Source organism: Pseudomonas sp. SDO524_S393 (assembly GCF_054071875.1).
The window spans coordinates 55,458-70,956 of the sequence record NZ_JBSVVZ010000003.1 but is presented as its reverse complement, the minus strand read 5'-3'; the positions used below and the strand labels follow the sequence as shown (position 1 = coordinate 70,956).

The 15,499-nt window shown below is 56.5% G+C and carries 15 protein-coding genes; 10 read left to right on the top strand and 5 right to left on the bottom strand.

Annotation, left to right across the window (positions count from 1 at the left end; all coding sequences use genetic code 11):
* Positions 1-27: 27 nt before the first annotated feature.
* On the bottom strand, positions 28-1,674 hold the full coding sequence (gene mqo / locus ACW9IB_RS02675; RefSeq protein WP_457364565.1) for a malate dehydrogenase (quinone): 1,647 nt from the start codon (positions 1,672-1,674) through the stop codon (positions 28-30).
* 482 nt (positions 1,675-2,156) lie between these two features.
* Here mqo and ACW9IB_RS02670 point away from each other — a divergent pair, with 482 nt between their 5' ends.
* From ACW9IB_RS02670 to dusA, 8 genes are all read left to right on the top strand, one after another.
* Positions 2,157-3,344, top strand: coding sequence for an MFS transporter (locus tag ACW9IB_RS02670; RefSeq protein WP_457412177.1), 1,188 nt, complete (start codon positions 2,157-2,159; stop codon positions 3,342-3,344).
* Positions 3,345-3,432: 88 nt separating this feature from the next.
* Complete coding sequence (locus ACW9IB_RS02665; protein WP_457412174.1) at positions 3,433-4,071, top strand: LysE family translocator; 639 nt, start codon at positions 3,433-3,435, stop codon at positions 4,069-4,071.
* A 223-nt stretch (positions 4,072-4,294) separates the two neighbouring features.
* A complete protein-coding gene (locus tag ACW9IB_RS02660; protein WP_457412171.1) occupies positions 4,295-4,957 on the top strand; it encodes a Wzz/FepE/Etk N-terminal domain-containing protein in 663 nt (220 codons plus the stop codon).
* A 365-nt stretch (positions 4,958-5,322) separates the two neighbouring features.
* Positions 5,323-6,306, top strand: coding sequence for a DUF1852 domain-containing protein (locus ACW9IB_RS02655; RefSeq protein WP_457412170.1), 984 nt, complete (start codon positions 5,323-5,325; stop codon positions 6,304-6,306).
* A gap of 27 nt (positions 6,307-6,333) precedes the next feature.
* Complete coding sequence (locus tag ACW9IB_RS02650; RefSeq protein ID WP_457412168.1) at positions 6,334-7,362, top strand: methionine synthase; 1,029 nt, start codon at positions 6,334-6,336, stop codon at positions 7,360-7,362.
* Between the two features lie 113 nt (positions 7,363-7,475).
* The gene (locus tag ACW9IB_RS02645) at positions 7,476-7,982 is read left to right on the top strand and encodes a flavin reductase family protein (RefSeq protein ID WP_457364572.1); all 507 of its coding nucleotides are present in this window, start codon (positions 7,476-7,478) and stop codon (positions 7,980-7,982) included.
* Between the two features lie 167 nt (positions 7,983-8,149).
* Entirely contained in the window at positions 8,150-9,064 is a 915-nt protein-coding gene (locus ACW9IB_RS02640; RefSeq protein ID WP_457412166.1) for an alpha/beta fold hydrolase, read from the top strand.
* A gap of 188 nt (positions 9,065-9,252) precedes the next feature.
* Positions 9,253-10,263: a tRNA dihydrouridine(20/20a) synthase DusA gene (dusA, locus tag ACW9IB_RS02635; RefSeq protein ID WP_457412163.1), complete on the top strand. Its 1,011-nt coding sequence runs from the start codon at positions 9,253-9,255 to the stop codon at positions 10,261-10,263.
* A 44-nt stretch (positions 10,264-10,307) separates the two neighbouring features.
* Here the strand turns inward: dusA and ACW9IB_RS02630 are convergent, their stop codons facing one another.
* A complete protein-coding gene (locus ACW9IB_RS02630; RefSeq protein ID WP_457412162.1) occupies positions 10,308-11,054 on the bottom strand; it encodes a hypothetical protein in 747 nt (248 codons plus the stop codon).
* 415 nt (positions 11,055-11,469) lie between these two features.
* Between ACW9IB_RS02630 and tal the strand changes: the two genes are divergently transcribed.
* Positions 11,470-12,396, top strand: coding sequence for a transaldolase (gene tal, locus ACW9IB_RS02625; RefSeq protein WP_457364581.1), 927 nt, complete (start codon positions 11,470-11,472; stop codon positions 12,394-12,396).
* A gap of 99 nt (positions 12,397-12,495) precedes the next feature.
* On the opposite strand, the gene rssC is transcribed toward tal, so the two are convergent.
* Together rssC and rssB are read right to left on the bottom strand one after the other, a co-directional pair.
* Entirely contained in the window at positions 12,496-12,978 is a 483-nt protein-coding gene (gene rssC / locus ACW9IB_RS02620) for an anti-sigma factor antagonist RssC (RefSeq protein ID WP_003172602.1), read from the bottom strand.
* The gene (gene rssB, locus ACW9IB_RS02615) at positions 12,978-14,159 is read right to left on the bottom strand and encodes a two-component system response regulator RssB (protein ID WP_457364582.1); all 1,182 of its coding nucleotides are present in this window, start codon (positions 14,157-14,159) and stop codon (positions 12,978-12,980) included. The genes rssC and rssB overlap by 1 nt, the downstream gene beginning before the upstream one ends.
* Before the next feature lie 277 nt (positions 14,160-14,436).
* On the opposite strand from rssB, the gene ACW9IB_RS02610 reads away from it, so the two are divergent.
* Positions 14,437-14,733: a PilZ domain-containing protein gene (locus tag ACW9IB_RS02610; RefSeq protein ID WP_457412160.1), complete on the top strand. Its 297-nt coding sequence runs from the start codon at positions 14,437-14,439 to the stop codon at positions 14,731-14,733.
* A 63-nt stretch (positions 14,734-14,796) separates the two neighbouring features.
* On the opposite strand, the gene ACW9IB_RS02605 is transcribed toward ACW9IB_RS02610, so the two are convergent.
* Positions 14,797-15,435, bottom strand: coding sequence for an MlaA family lipoprotein (locus ACW9IB_RS02605; RefSeq protein WP_457364746.1), 639 nt, complete (start codon positions 15,433-15,435; stop codon positions 14,797-14,799).
* Positions 15,436-15,499 lie beyond the last annotated feature (64 nt).

Sequence of the window (15,499 nt, the reverse complement as noted above, 5' to 3'; positions counted from 1 at the left end):
GCGGGCTTTTGTACATCGAGGTGTCGCTTACAGCGCCAGGTCGGACGCCGGCTTGCTCGGCTCAGCCGCAGGCTTGGCAGCCTCGGTGGCCTTTGGTGCAGCCATTTGCGGAATCACAGGCGGCGTGGGCAGTTGCAGGACTTCGGCGGTGTAGGCCCACTCCTTGGCAACCGCTTCCGGGCTGTCGTTCAGCTTGGTGCCGTAGCTCGGTACGATCTGGTGCAGCTTGGCCTGCCACTCAGGCGTCGCGACCTTGTCCTTGAACACTTTCTGCAGCACGGTCAGCATGATCGGAGCCGCGGTGGACGCGCCTGGCGATGCCCCCAACAGACCTGCGATGGTGTTATCGGCGGAGCTGACCACTTCGGTGCCGAGTTTCAGGACGCCGCCCTGCTCTTCGTCACGCTTGATGATCTGCACGCGCTGGCCGGCTTGCCACAGGCGCCAGTCGGATTGCTTGGCGTTCGGGAAGTATTCTTGCAGCGCCTTGAAGCGGTCGTCATCGGACAGCATCAGTTGGCCGGCGAGGTACTCGACCAGTGGGTATTCACGAATACCGACCTTGGTCATTGGCCAGATGTTGTGGGTGGTGGTGCTGGTCAGCAGGTCCAGGTACGAGCCTTCTTTCAGGAACTTGGTCGAGAAGGTCGCGAATGGGCCAAACAGGATCACGCGCTTGCCATCCAGCACGCGGGTGTCCAGGTGCGGAACCGACATCGGTGGCGCGCCAACCGAAGCCTTGCCGTAGGCCTTGGCCAGGTGTTGCTCGGCAACCGCTGGGTTATCGGTCACCAGGAACGAACCACCTACCGGGAAGCCAGCGTATTCCTTGGCTTCAGGAATACCCGACTTTTGCAGCAAGTGCAGTGCACCACCGCCAGCGCCGATGAACACGAATTTGGCGTCGGTTTCGGTCTTGGTGCCGTCCTTCAGGTTTTTGTAGCTCACACGCCACGAACCGTCGGCGTTCTTGGTGATGTCCTGCACTTCGCTCGACAGTTTCAGGTCGAACTTAGGCGTGGTCTGCAGGTGAGCGACGAACTGGCGGGTGATCTCGCCGAAGTTCATGTCGGTACCCAGCGGGCTCCAGGTAGCCGCGATTTTCTGGTTCGGGTCACGCCCTTCCATCATCAGCGGAACCCACTTGGCGATCTGCGCCGGGTCTTCGGAGTACTGCATGCCAGCGAACAGCGGACTGGCCTTCAGGGCTTCGTAGCGTTTTTTCAGGAACTTGATGTTGTCATCGCCCCACACGAAGCTCATGTGCGGTGTGGTGTTGATGAACGAACGAGGGTCCTTCAGCACGCCTTGGCGGACCTGCCAGGACCAGAACTGACGGGAGATCTGGAACGCTTCGTTGATCTCGACCGCTTTCGGGATCTCAACGTTGCCGTTCTTGTCTTCCGGGGTGTAGTTCAGTTCAGCCAGGGCGGAGTGACCGGTACCGGCGTTGTTCCAGCCGTTGGAGCTTTCTTCGGCCACGCCGTCGAGACGCTCGACCATCTCCATCGACCAGCCCGGCTCCAGCTCATTGAGCCAGACACCCAGCGTGGCACTCATGATGCCGCCGCCGATCAGCAGCACATCGACTTTCTTTGCCTCTGCCGCGTGAACGGACGTGATCCCCAGCGACAAAGCCAGCCCCAGCAGGGCAGTGTTTACTTTTTTAAACATCAGTAGCACCTATGATAAAACGCCATCCGCCCTACCGCCCCTGATCATGGGCAACCCGCCTTCACGCTGCGCCAGGCAACGCACCGTGGGGTGTGCACATTCATTCGGGAACCGCAGGGTGGGCACACAAGGCCGATGCATCGACCTCACTTTTATGTCCCTTCTGCGCTGACTTCTTATCATTATTGGCTTCAGCTACCTGGCCGACAGCCAACCGCCGGGACGTATACAGGTGTACGCACCGGGGAAAGACTAGACCAAGACGGCGCGCAGAATATCACGCCAAACAGCGTTTATGCGCCGTTTGGCCAATTGACAGCTCTAAATCGCGGGTTTTGCTCCACCGCTGTCAAGACCGACGGGCGCGACCTGGGGTCACAGCCCTGGAACGCTCAGGCAAAAGGCTGTTCTAGACACCCTTGCCGCAGCTTGCGTAGCATCGACGCCTCCTACCTGTACCACCCTTCAATACAGAGCGATCCATGTCTATCCACCAAACACCGGGGCACGTACTGCCCGCGCGCAGCGCTGCCAAGATGGAAGCGGCCATGGCTGTGGGCGCCTTCGCGATCGGTACTGGCGAATTCGCCATCATGGGCCTGATGCCTGACATCGCTCATAACCTGAACCTGAGCGAGCCCCAGGTGGGCCATGCCATCAGCGCCTACGCCCTCGGCGTGATGGTCGGCGCGCCACTGCTGGCGATCCTGGGCGCCAAACTGCTGCGCAAGCATATGCTGCTGTTGCTGATGGGTTTGTATGCCCTGGGCAACTTCGCCACGGCCTTCACGCCGACCTTCGGCTCGCTGGTAGCCTTCCGTTTTATCAGCGGCCTGCCCCACGGTGCCTATTTCGGGATTGCCGCCGTGGTCGCGTCCAGCATGGTGCCCAACGACAAGCGCGCCGGTGCGGTAGCGCGCGTGATGATGGGCCTGACCTTGGCGATGCTGCTGGGCAACCCCATCGCCACCTTCCTCGGCCAACACCTGGGCTGGCGCTCGGCGTTTGCACTGGTCAGCGTGATTGCCCTGTGCACGATCGCGCTGGTCTGGCAGTTCGTGCCGCACCGCCACGACGAACAACGCAGCGACCCGCGCAAGGAATTGCGCGCTTTTACCAAACCCCAGGTGTGGATGGCCCTGTCCATCGGTGCCATCGGTTTTGCCGGAATGTTCTGCGTCTTCAGCTACCTGGCGCCGACCATGCTGGAAGTGACCCGGGTTACCCCCCAATGGATTCCTTTTGGCCTGGCCGCATTTGGCATCGGCGGCATCATCGGCAATATCGCCGGTGGCAAGCTCTTCGACCGTTTGCAGTTCCGTGCGGTGGGTTTGATCCTGGTGTGGTCAATGGCGGTATTGCTATTCTTCCCCTTCGCGGCAGCCTCGCTCTGGGGCGTGCTGCTGAGCATGGGGCTGGTCGGTACGATGGTCGCACTGGCCGCCCCCTTGCAGATCCGCCTGATGGATATCGCCCATGAAGCCCCGAGCCTGGCGGCGGCATCCAACCATGCCGCATTCAACCTGGCCAACGCGCTGGGGCCATGGTTTGGCGGAATGGCGATTACCGCCGGGCTGGGCTGGACCAGCACCGGCTACATCGGCGCGGCGACAGCGCTGGTGGGGCTGGGCCTCTACGTGATGGCGCGACGCATGAAAGGCGGGCATTGATCGCAGGGAATAAACCCGGGCCCTGAACTGTTGTGCTGTTGAGACATCTTTATCCCCAACTCACGCAGCACAAAAAGAAGGGCTTCCCATGGATATCACCCTCCCCCTGCTCAGCATCCTCGGCGCCATCGCAGTCGGCGCCGCCAGCCCCGGCCCCAGCTTCGTCTTCGTCACCCGCACCGCCATCGCCCTCTCTCGCCGTGACGCACTGGCAGCGGCCATGGGCATGGGTGTTGGCGGCGTGGTATATGGCGGGCTGGGTCTGCTCGGGCTGCAAACCCTGCTCGCCCAGGCGCAGTGGTTGTACGTGATCCTGAAAATCCTGGGCGGCGCCTACCTGGTATGGCTCGCCGTGCAACTGTGGCGTTCGGCCAAAAGCCCGATCGTCGTGCCCACCACCGCCGATGGCCGCCCACAGAGCGTGCGCAAATCTTTCTCCCTGGCTGCCGTGACACAGTTGAGCAACCCCAAGGCTGCTATTGTCTACGGCAGCATTTTCGCGGCGTTTTTACCGGCCAATCCACCGGTTTGGACCTTTGCCGTGCTGTTGCCGGCGATTTTCGCCATTGAAGCAGGTTGGTACACGGTGGTGGCACTGGCGTTTTCGTCCGAGCGTCCACGTGCGCTGTATCTGCGCTCCAAGCATTGGTTTGATCGCACGGCAGGCGTGGTGATGGGTGCGTTGGGGGTTCGGTTGATTTTGGGGTCGAGCGGCGTCCAGGCATAACCCCCTCCAGTCTCAACGCAACAAACCTGAAGAACACGGGTTGAATCGGTGTCCAATCGCAAGCCACCAACTTTGATTTTGGTGGCGCCGGTGTGAACGATTGCGCTGCGCCGTGGATCATAAACACAGGGGTCGACAGCGCGCCTATTTGAATCAGGCTGAATCACCACATAACTTAAGTTTTTAAGATACAATTTTTGGACATAAAGAAAGGACTTTTTTCGTGCCAACCTCAACGAATCCAAAAAGCCGCGCCTGTGATGATGAGATAGATTTGCTGCCGTTCATTCATGCTCTCTGGCATAAAAAACTAGTTATCACCGCTATCACGGCTGCGGGTGTCATTATCTCGCTGTCATTGTATGCAGCATCCCCTGAACAGTGGACAGCCAGCACCTACCTTGCCAAGCCCTCACTGCTAAGCCTCTACAACGAGGCAACTAAAAATGCTATTGAGCCTGCTGAAAAAAATACTTTATTGGAATCCAAGTTTTTGAATTCCATACAACGCGATATTTTTTATACAGCCGCTGGGGCTTTGGCTGCCAAATCGATCACGTTGAAAGACGTCATGCCCAAGTCCGGTAAGAACGAACCAGTGCTTTATCTCGCCTCAACCACTGCAAGTTCAGAAGAACTCGCCAAATCCCAACTGAATAACGCACTGGGCGAGGCCAACTCGAAAGCGTTGGCACTCAACCTTCCAGCGTCGGGTTCAGAAAGCGGCTTGAGAGCCTTTAATGTTGTCGATGACGTACAAGCCATCAACACTAAAAATTCGAAAAAATTCATCTTTCTGGGAGCATTTCTGGGTTTTCTATTCGGCGCTTCGCTTGTGATCTCTAGAGTGCTCATAGGCCAATACCGGTCCCCTGCTCAGTCTTGAATTGCAGGATGGACTCTGGCTGTACCTGCCAAACTCCGCTCGTCCAAGCTCAGTAGCTGTATGACGCCATCAGTCGTTGTGCAGCAACCCGGAACCGTATTCTCCTAGCGCCTCCCCAACCCACGGCCACGCAAGCTCACTTCGGTGGCCTTGTTGGAGCTATGGTCACCGAACGCCTGCCCCCTCCCGCAAAGTGACACGTCCCCCTTCATGAATCTGACTAAAGATTTAGTGAAATCAATTCGTTTTCAGTCAACCCATGGCCCCGCCTAAAATGCCCGTCAATCTTAGAAAATAAGCCGCCAGGATAACAAAACAGCCTGCGCATTCAGGCGTTATCTCAGACATCAGGGTAGCCAATTACAATGAATACAGAATTTGCATTCACGATCAAAAGCACGAGTTTCGATGAAAACTATCATCCCTCGGACAACACACGCATTACGACCAATTTTGCGAATCTGGCCCGTGGCCAGAGTCGCCAAGAGAACTTGCGCAACACCTTGAAGATGATTGACAACCGCTTCAATGCGCTGGCGCATTGGGACAATCCCAAGGGTGACCGCTACACGGTTGAACTTGAAATCATCTCCATTGAAATGAACCTGGATGCCGATCGCAGCGACAAGGCGCTGCCTTTGATTGAAATATTGAAAACCAGCATTGTCGATCGCAAAACAAACGAGCGTATCGAGGGCATGATCGGCAATAACTTCTCCTCCTACGTGCGAGACTATGACTTCAGCGTGCTATTGCTGGGGCACAACAAGAACCAGTCGACGTTCAGCACCCCTGAGAATTTTGGAGAGCTGCACGGAAAACTGTTCAAGTGTTTCGTCAACTCCAACACCTATAAGGAGCACTTCAACAAGCCCCCGGTTATCTGCCTGAGCGTCTCGAGCAGCAAGACCTACCAACGCACTGAGAATCAGCACCCGGTACTCGGTGTTGAATACCAGCAGGATGATTACTCTCTGACCGATGAGTACTTCAAGAAGATGGGCTTGAAGGTGCGCTATTTCATGCCGCCCAACAGCGTCGCTCCGCTGGCCTTTTACTTTGCCGGCGATTTGCTGGGTGACTACACGAACCTCGAGCTGATCAGCACCATCAGCACCATGGATACCTTCCAGAAGATCTACCGTCCCGAGATCTACAACGCGAATTCTGCCGCAGGAAAGTCCTATACACCGAGTTTGAAACACCAGGATTATTCGTTAACCCGAATTGTTTACGACCGCGAAGAGCGTAGCCGTCTGGCGGTCGAGCAAGGCGCGTTTGTCGAAGAGCACTTTATCAAGCCCTACCAGGCCACGCTTGAGCAGTGGTCCGCCCACTACGCGCTTTGACTCATTAAAAACACAAGGTTATCTCTTATGAAAAAACTGTTACCCACTTCAACTGCCGGCAGCCTCCCCAAACCATCCTGGCTGGCACAACCGGAAACCCTTTGGTCACCCTGGAAATTGCAAGACGACGCCTTGATTGAAGGCAAGCAGGATGCCTTGCGTTTGTCATTGCAGGAACAACAACACGCCGGTATTGATATCGTCAGCGACGGTGAACAAACTCGCCAGCATTTCGTCACCACGTTTATTGAACACCTCAGCAGCGTTGATTTCGAAAAACGTGAAACCGTCAGAATTCGTGATCGCTACGATGCGAGCGTACCGACTGTGGTAGGCGCTGTTGCCCGCCAGAAACCGGTGTTTGTGGAAGATGCCAAGTTCTTGCGTCAGCAAACCCAACAGCCCATAAAATGGGCGCTGCCGGGCCCCATGACGATGATCGATACGCTCTATGACAACCACTATAAGAGCCGCGAAAAACTGGCGTGGGAATTCGCCAAGATCCTCAATGAGGAAGCCAGGGAACTCGAAGCGGCCGGCGTGGATATCATCCAATTCGACGAGCCCGCCTTTAACGTGTTCTTTGATGAGGTAAATGATTGGGGCGTTGCCACCCTGGAAAGAGCCATTGAAGGCCTTAAGTGCGAAACCGCGGTGCATATTTGCTACGGTTATGGCATCAAGGCCAACACGGATTGGAAAAAGACCCTGGGGTCAGAGTGGCGGCAATATGAAGAAGCCTTCCCCAAACTGCAAAAGTCCAGCATCGATATCATTTCGCTGGAATGCCACAACTCGCATGTGCCCATGGACCTCATTGAGCTCATTCGTGGCAAAAAAGTAATGGTCGGCGCCATTGATGTGGCGAGCGATACCATTGAAACGCCCGAGGAAGTGGCCGCTACGTTGCGTAAGGCACTTCAGTTTGTAGACGCCGACAAACTCTACCCTTGCACCAACTGCGGCATGGCTCCGCTGTCTCGCCGCGTGGCCAGGGGCAAGCTGAATGCATTGAGTGCCGGTGCAGAAATCGTCCGAAGAGAACTTTCGAACTAGTGCAGCACTGACACCGGAGCAGGCATTGGCGCCGTTTGAATCAACCAGATCATTACGCTGCGCCATGCCCGCCTCACTGGTGTCGAGTCGCGAACACCATTCAGGACTTACTTATGTCACGTCCCCATACCGCTATCGAGCCATTGAGCTTTCGCGAAGCTCTCGGACACTACGCATCCGGTATCACAGTGATTACATCGCACATTGATGACGAGCCGATTGGCTTCACTTGCCAATCGTTCTATAGCGTGTCGATGAGCCCGCCACTGGTGTCATTCAGCGTGATGTCCAGCTCGGCCAGTTATCCCAAGATTCGCCAGGCCGGTCGATTCGTCGTCAACATCCTCTCGGGTGAACAGGTCAGGATTTCCAACCAGTTCGCCCGCAAAGGGACAGACAAGTGGCAGGACGTCGAGTGGCAGAAGTCGCCGCTGGGCAATCCGATCATTGCCGGCAGCCTGCACTGGCTTGATTGCGAAATTCATGCCGAACATGTTGCCGGCGACCATCTGATTGTGATCGGCGAAGTGAAAGCGCTCAACGTGCAAGAAGGCCCTGCTACGCAGCCGTTGCTGTATTTCAAAGGGCAATATTGCAACCTTGCCGATAACGCTGCCTGAGCGTTTGCTCCCAGGCCTCAAAACACCGCGCGCCCTCTGTCTCTTCGACCAAAGAGCATTTACCCGCCCTAGGGAAAACCACCAGTCAGGAATAGATTTCCCTCTCAGGCGTCTCCCTAGTGCTAATCAAGTACGTTACTTTTTTCTTGAACTCTAGGTAAATGCTCATGAACTTCTCGCTGTTCAACACCCCCTTCATCACCCTGCGCACGACCCTCCTTCATGCCGGCTTACTCGCCGGCCTTTTAGCGGGAGGCACTGCCCATGCAGCAGCCAATCAATGGGAGATCCTGCCACCCACGCCAAAAAATTCAGCCTTGTTTAAAACAGCGGATGTCAATGGAATAAAGTTGGCCTATTCCATCAGCGGCGAGGGTTATCCACTGGTCATACTTCACGGTGGACCTGCCAATTCGGACTACCTGGCTAACCAGGCAGCATTGCTTTCCAAACACTTTAAAGTCATTTCCGTAGACACCCGCGGGCACGGTCGCAGCTCCCAGGGCGAACAACCCCTCGGCTATGACTTGTTTGCCGACGACGTCGCAGTCCTGATGACCCAACTCGGGGTGGCCAAGGCTAACTTTCTGGGCTGGAGCGATGGCGGCATTACCGCTCTGGACCTTGCCATGCGCTATCCACTTAAAGTCGACCGCGTCGTCGCCTTTGGCGCAAACGTTGATGCCGCTGGAACATTCACCGATGCCGATAAAAAACCGGCCTTCGCGCAAATGCTGAAACGGGCCCCACAGGAATATGCAACGCTGTCCCCAACACCCAAGGGATTTGAACAACTGAATGCTCAGCTGACGCTGATGTACAGCACCCAGCCGGATTGGACTGAAGCACAACTGAAAACCATCAAAGCCCCCGTGCTGGTCGTTGACGGCGAGCATGACGAGGCTATCCGCCCAGAACATACTCGCTACATTGCCAATACCCTCCCCAATGCGTCGCTGGCATTTATTCCAGGCACCAGCCATTTCGCGTTCCTGCAAAATCCCCAGGCATTCAACACGCTCGTGACAAACTTTTTGCAAAGCGATCCAGCGACAAGCATTGGGCATGCGCTCGTGAAATAACGACAACGCCCCATCCTACAGCCGCCCTGCTTATGCAACGTAGGCAGGGCACTACCAAGGCGTTGCACTGGTCTGCACCGGCAAAGCGTGTTTTCAGGCGAACGCCTGGGTCTCTTGTTAGAATTGCGCCCCTGTTCTGAAAGTGATCGCTGTATCACACCGACTCGCCCCAAAACACGTTGAGTAAAATGCCAGATAAACAAAGCTTTAGCCCAGCAGAATCAAGCCCCGCACTGTCTCGGCGCTTTAGCGTTGCACCTATGATGGATTGGACGGACAGACATTGCCGGTACTTCCTGCGCCTGCTGTCCAAACACGCCCTGCTCTATACCGAGATGGTCACCACCGGCGCGATCCTGCATGGCGATCATGAGCGTTTTCTGCGTCATGACGAAGCCGAACACCCGTTGGCGTTGCAGTTGGGCGGCAGTGTCCCGGCGGACTTGGCGGCGTGCGCCCGCATGGCCGAGGTCGCGGGGTACGATGAGGTGAACCTGAACGTCGGCTGCCCCAGTGATCGGGTGCAGAACAATATGATCGGTGCGATTCTGATGGCGCACCCTGCCCTGGTGGCGGATTGCGTGAAGGCGATGCGCGATGCGGTGTCGATTCCAGTGACGGTGAAGCATCGCATCGGGATCAATGGGCGGGACAGTTATGCCGAGCTCTGCGATTTCGTTGGGCAGGTGAAGGACGCTGGCTGCACGAGTTTCACCGTACACGCGCGGATTGCGATTCTGGAAGGGCTGTCGCCCAAGGAAAACCGTGACATTCCGCCGTTGCGTTATGACGTGGCGGCGCAATTGAAGCGGGATTTCCCTGAACTGGAGATTAACCTCAACGGTGGCATCAAGACCTTGGAGCAGTGCCATGAGCACCTGCAGACGTTTGATGGGGTGATGCTGGGCCGCGAGGCTTATCACAATCCGTATTTGCTGGCGCAGGTGGATCAACAGTTGTTTGGCAGCACACAGCCAGTCATTGGCCGGGCAGAGGCGCTGGCGCAGTTACGCCCCTATATTGCCGAGCATTTGGCCACCGGCGGAACCATGCACCACATTACGCGGCATGTGCTGGGGCTGGGCACCGGTTTCCCGGGAGCACGCAAGTTCAGGCAGTTGTTGTCGGTGGATATTCATAAGGCCAGCGACCCACTGGAATTGCTCGACAAGGCCGCTGCATTGCTGGAAGGGCGTTGAGAACGAGGGCGCGACTAAGTTGTCGGCCCTCGCTAATACCTTACTTAGTGCTCCGGCACTGTTCCGTTGGACACCGCTATCCATTGTTGAGTGTTCCGGTCATATCGTTTCCACGTATGCTCACTTCTAAGTTTTCGATACAGCGTGTCAAATGTTTTACCACCCAGAATTTGAACTTGAACTTCACCCTTTGCTGTTTTGCAGTCGACCAACCCAAGAATGGGTGAATCCGGATTGACCTGAAGCGCATACACAGCGTCTCCGAATGTACCGGTGGTGGCGTAATCCAGGGCAAAACTCACAAACTGGCTTTGCGGCGTGTCGCTGGATTGTAGCGCGAGCAAGCGCATGGTTGTGTAGATGGCACTGGCAAGACCCGGAGTATGTAAGTCAGGTCCGTCCCTCAACCAGAAATCTGCGGCGGTGTGGCCGTCGCGTATATACCTTTGCACTTCGTTCTGGGCCTTGGAGTAGATCACGCCCTCCTTCAGCTTGCTGACATGCCAATTGTTGGTGTTTGCACCTTCATACGCTCGATAGACCCAGGTATCAGGTGCCGTCACTCTGGCATAGGTGATCTTGTCCCCGTAGCTTGAGGTCAGCTCCTTTTCCTTTTCGAGAGTACGAGTGCCTATGGAGCTGGCGGCCTTGGCTGCATCAATGTTGTTACGCATTTCCTCATTGTCGTAACAGCCTTGGGAAAGTGCCTGCTTTACCGTGACATCTGCCAACACCGTTGTTGAACATAGAAAACCCACGACGGCGAATAATATTGCTGCGTTCCGTTTCATCACATTTCTCCTGCACTTGGCAATACGCGAATAAATAGAGTTGAATGAACAGGCAACACGCACTTCGCCGCGGACAGTTAAGTCATCAGAGTTTTTATCGGCCTACATGGCGTCTGCGAATCAGGTATAGCACAGGCAACAACAGGAACAACTCAATTAACTAAAAATAAAGTTTTTCACATTATCCAAACAGCAGCGTTCTCCTTATTAATTAATGCTCGCCAATAACCTCGTCGGCCAACCTCAATCACATTGAACCTGTCAGCCATTTGGACCTCTTATTTACCAGCAAGGCCGGTCATTCAAACAGCTGTTTTCAGGTTGTTGCCCTCGCAAACGATCGAACGCATTTGCGCCCTTGAGCGCCTGTCGGCGCTCGGGTAATGTCACCAGACCCACAGGACAGAGCACGCCCATGACTTCCAAGCTGGAACAACTCAAGCAGTTCACTACCGTCGTAGCCGATACCGGCGATTTCTCCACCCTCGCCAAGCTCAAGCCACAAGACGCCACTACCAACCCTTCCCTGCTGCTCAAGGCAGCATCGATTCCGGCCTACGCCAAGCTGCTGGATGAAAGCGTGCAGGACTGCAACGGTGACGTAGGCCTGGCCAGCGACCGCTTTGCGGTAGCGGTGGGCCAAGAGATCCTCAAAGTGGTGCCGGGCCGTATTTCCACTGAGGTAGATGCCCGTCTGTCGTTTGACGAAGCTGCCATTCTCAAACGTGCGCACCGTCTGATCGACCTGTATGAAAAAGCCGGGGTTGGCCGTGATCGCGTGCTGATCAAGATCGCCTCCACCTGGGAAGGCATCCGCGCCGCAGAGAAGCTGGAAAAAGAAGGCATCCAGACCAACCTGACCCTGCTGTTCTCATTCGCCCAGGCCGTGGCCTGTGCCGAAGCCGGGGTGTACCTGATTTCGCCGTTCGTGGGCCGCATCTACGACTGGTACAAGAAGGCCAACGGCAACGACTACAGTGGCGCCGATGATCCGGGTGTACAGTCAGTGACACGCATCTACAACTACTACAAAGCCAATGGTTACAAGACCGTGGTGATGGGCGCGAGCTTCCGTAACCTGAGCCAGATCGAAGAACTGGCCGGCTGCGACCGTCTGACCATCAGCCCGGACTTGCTGGAAAAGCTGGCATCCGACGAGGGCAAGTTGGAGCGCAAGCTGTCGCCAGGGCATGCGGGTGAAGCGCGGGTGCATCTGACTGAAGCGCAGTTCCGCTGGCTGTCCAACGAGGATCCGATGGCAACCGAGAAGCTGGCCGAAGGTATTCGTCAGTTTGCGCGCGACCAAGAGAAGCTTGAGGCGTTGTTGACTGCCAAGCTGTAAGACAGAAGGCGGCAAAAAAGGGCGGCACCTTTGCGGGTGCCGCCCTTTTTTATTCGCTGACCTGAAGCCCTGCGCAGCTCCTACAAGGGCAGCGTTCTGTCAGTGGCGCTCGAGGGCGTTCACGAGGTCGTGAAACGCTTCACGATTGGACTCGTTCAAGCCCATCAGGATCTTGTGCGCCTCCAGCACCTTGACCCGTACCACTTCCTCGGACTGGTCCTGGGACGGCAGATCGGTCAGGCACTCCGGGCAGGGAATCGGACGATCAACGATGTTGAACACCTGATCGAAACCCATGGACTGCAACAAACGGGTGATGTCTTCATGGGTGGTGACAACCGTTGGCAACAGGCCGACCTTCTGCCGCGACAGAATGGACAACTTGGCCAACAAGCCAAGGGTGGTGCTATCGATGCTGCGGGTTTCGGTCAGATCGATCACGATCGCCGAGAAATTCAGCGCAGTGAAAATCCGCTCAATCGTCGCATCCAGCGCCGAACACAAGGTCAGGCGCACTTCACCGACAAACTTCAGGACGAAAGTCCCGTCTTGCTCGGCGAACTGGATTCTTCCGGTACTCATCAAAGATTCCTGCTCAACACCAATAGGGCGATATCATCCGGCATCTCCCCCAGCGTGGCCAATCCAAAAACCTGCCGCAGGCCATCCAGGCTGCCGCCCGCTGCCTTGACCTTTTGGGGCAAGGCGGCTTCTTTCTCTTTGAGTGTAGGCTCTGGAAGCAGATCCAGGATGCCATCAGACATCAGCGTAAGGCTGAACGTCGGGGGCAGCTCCAGAATGTGGTCTTCGTAGGTCGCCTCATTGAACAGGCCCACGGGCAGACCACGCCCTTCCAGATAACGCACACTGTCAGGAGTGTACAAAACCGGCATCGGCAGGTGGCCGCCGATGCTGTAGGTCAAAAGACCGGTTTCTTCATCAATCACGCCGCCGACCATCGTTACGTGCTTGCCCAGCTTGCAGCTGATCAGGCCCCGGTTGATGTGGCCCAGCACCTCGGAGGGGGTAAACTCCGGCAAGGTGCCATTGCGCTTGGATTCAAACAGCAGCCGTGTCGTCATGAACTTCAACAGCACGGTCACAAAGGCGGATGAAGCACCGTGGCCGGAGACATCGGCCAGGTAGAACGCAACACGCCGCTCATCCACACGAAAATAATCGACAAAATCACCCGACAGGTACAACGACGGGATGATCTGGTGCGCAAACTTGAAATCGTCGATGGTCCAAGGGCTGACCGGCAGCATGTTCATCTGCACCTGGCGACCGGCGTTCTGGTCTTCCTGGAGCAGGTTCAGGCTGGCTTCGAGCTCGCGGTTGGCGGTTTCGAGCTTTTCGCGGTAGCGCTGGTTCTCCACCAGCAGGCGCGCACGGTCCAACGCTCGGCGCACCGAGTGCTCCAGCACTGCCAGGTCTTCCAGGGGTTTGATCAGGTAATCGGCGGCGCCCAGGCGCAGGGCCTCGACCGCATCGTTCATCACCCCGGCACCGGAGACAACAATCACCGGCGTCTGCGGGGCAAGATCGGTCACCTGGCGAATCAGCTCAAGGCCGCCCATCTGGGGCATGCGCAGATCGCAGATCACGAGATCGGGCTGGTCGCGCTCGAACACTTGGAGACCCAACTGGCCATTACTGGCCTGCAGGACGCTGAAGCCACTGTCTTCCAAATAGGCCGCGAGGCTCGCGCGCACTACTTCGTCGTCATCGATTATCAGCAGCGTGGCACTGGTTTTTTGCATGTGGGCAAACGGCGCCAGAATTAGGTTGGCGTAGGCAGCTCGACAATGGCCGGGCTCGCACTACTGGATTCGCTTTCTAGCCTCTCTGTCCTACAAAGCATTGGGATCTTACCCATGCACAACCGTAAAGCAGAGGTGCCCTTCTAAGGCGCAGACGGTACTCCCATCCGCCAGGGGTTTCAAGCTCATGCCGATGGTCGCCGAGCGTCTTTACACCGCAAATCACCGAGAGTTATAAGAACAACCACCACCACAACACAAAGTAAGGATGGAACCTGTGAGCGAACGTGAGCGCGACTACGCTGAAAAACGCGATTTCATCCGCATGCGCGTGGATGCCGATGTGTCCTTGATCCATGCCGGGCAAGAGATTGCCGGGGTGTGCCTGGACCTTTCCAGCTCCGGCATGCAGGTGCAGGCGCCTCGCCAGTTCAACGTCGGCGACCGTCTGGTCGTGCGCATCGATTCGGAACACGCGGCGCTCAAGGGTCTGGAGGCCGACACTGAAGTGGTGTGGACCAAAACCGTTGGGGATGACCAGCACCTGGGCCTCAAGATACTGAAAATGCGTTGAAAACCACGCATAAAAAAGGCGGTCACAATCGGATCGCCTTTTTTCATTTCAAAACATCACGACTTAAAAGTCGTCGACCACCTTGCCGTCCTTGACCTTGAACTCGCGATTCTGCAGGTAAGCGTTGCGGATGAAGGTGTATTTGTCGCCAGTGATCAGCTTCTCGCTGTCGAGCAGGCTGGCACGGGTATCAACGATGTTCAGCCCGAACGTACTGTTGCGCCAGCCGATATCGTTCATGTAACGGTAGGGCTGGGTGTAGCTGTCCACGTACTTGGACGGCGCGTCACGCAGGGTGCTTGGGCCCAGCAGCGGCAGCATCACGTAAGGGCCACTGCCTACGCCCCAGTAGCCGAGGGTCTGGCCGAAATCTTCGTCGTTGCGCACCAGCCCCATTTTGGTGCCGACATCAATGAAACCCAACACACCGAAGGTGGTGTTCATCAGCAAGCGCGCGGTATCGACGCCCGCCGCGTGCGGCTTGAGTTGCAGCAGGTCGTTGGCCAGGTTGCCTACGTCACCGATATTGCGGAAGAAGTTATGCACGCCATCCTGCATGAACTGCGGGGTCACGAACTGATAACCCTGGGCCAGCGGCTTGAGCGCGTAGGTATCAACGGTGTCGTTGAAGGTGAAGATCGGCCGGTTGACGCTTTCCCACGGGTCATCTTCCGACGCAGCCTGAGCGGCGAACGGCGCCATGAGGATAGTGGCGCACACCGACAGCTGAGCGAAATATTGGCTCCAGCGCATAGCTTTGGCTCCT

What these genes read in the sequence shown, in the direction of transcription:
- ACW9IB_RS02640 (WP_457412166.1), top strand. Translation starts at nt 8,150, where the DNA reads ATGAACTTCTCGCTGTTCAACACCCCCTTCATCACCCTGCGCACGACC.
- ACW9IB_RS02670 (WP_457412177.1), top strand. Translation starts at nt 2,157, where the DNA reads ATGTCTATCCACCAAACACCGGGGCACGTACTGCCCGCGCGCAGCGCT.
- ACW9IB_RS02665 (WP_457412174.1), top strand. Translation starts at nt 3,433, where the DNA reads ATGGATATCACCCTCCCCCTGCTCAGCATCCTCGGCGCCATCGCAGTC.
- dusA (WP_457412163.1), top strand. Translation starts at nt 9,253, where the DNA reads ATGCCAGATAAACAAAGCTTTAGCCCAGCAGAATCAAGCCCCGCACTG.
- rssC (WP_003172602.1), bottom strand. Translation starts at nt 12,978, where the DNA reads ATGAGTACCGGAAGAATCCAGTTCGCCGAGCAAGACGGGACTTTCGTC.
- ACW9IB_RS02630 (WP_457412162.1), bottom strand. Translation starts at nt 11,054, where the DNA reads ATGAAACGGAACGCAGCAATATTATTCGCCGTCGTGGGTTTTCTATGT.
- ACW9IB_RS02605 (WP_457364746.1), bottom strand. Translation starts at nt 15,435, where the DNA reads ATGGCGCCGTTCGCCGCTCAGGCTGCGTCGGAAGATGACCCGTGGGAA.
- ACW9IB_RS02650 (WP_457412168.1), top strand. Translation starts at nt 6,334, where the DNA reads ATGAAAAAACTGTTACCCACTTCAACTGCCGGCAGCCTCCCCAAACCA.
- rssB (WP_457364582.1), bottom strand. Translation starts at nt 14,159, where the DNA reads ATGCAAAAAACCAGTGCCACGCTGCTGATAATCGATGACGACGAAGTA.
- tal (WP_457364581.1), top strand. Translation starts at nt 11,470, where the DNA reads ATGACTTCCAAGCTGGAACAACTCAAGCAGTTCACTACCGTCGTAGCC.
- ACW9IB_RS02645 (WP_457364572.1), top strand. Translation starts at nt 7,476, where the DNA reads ATGTCACGTCCCCATACCGCTATCGAGCCATTGAGCTTTCGCGAAGCT.
- ACW9IB_RS02655 (WP_457412170.1), top strand. Translation starts at nt 5,323, where the DNA reads ATGAATACAGAATTTGCATTCACGATCAAAAGCACGAGTTTCGATGAA.
- mqo (WP_457364565.1), bottom strand. Translation starts at nt 1,674, where the DNA reads ATGTTTAAAAAAGTAAACACTGCCCTGCTGGGGCTGGCTTTGTCGCTG.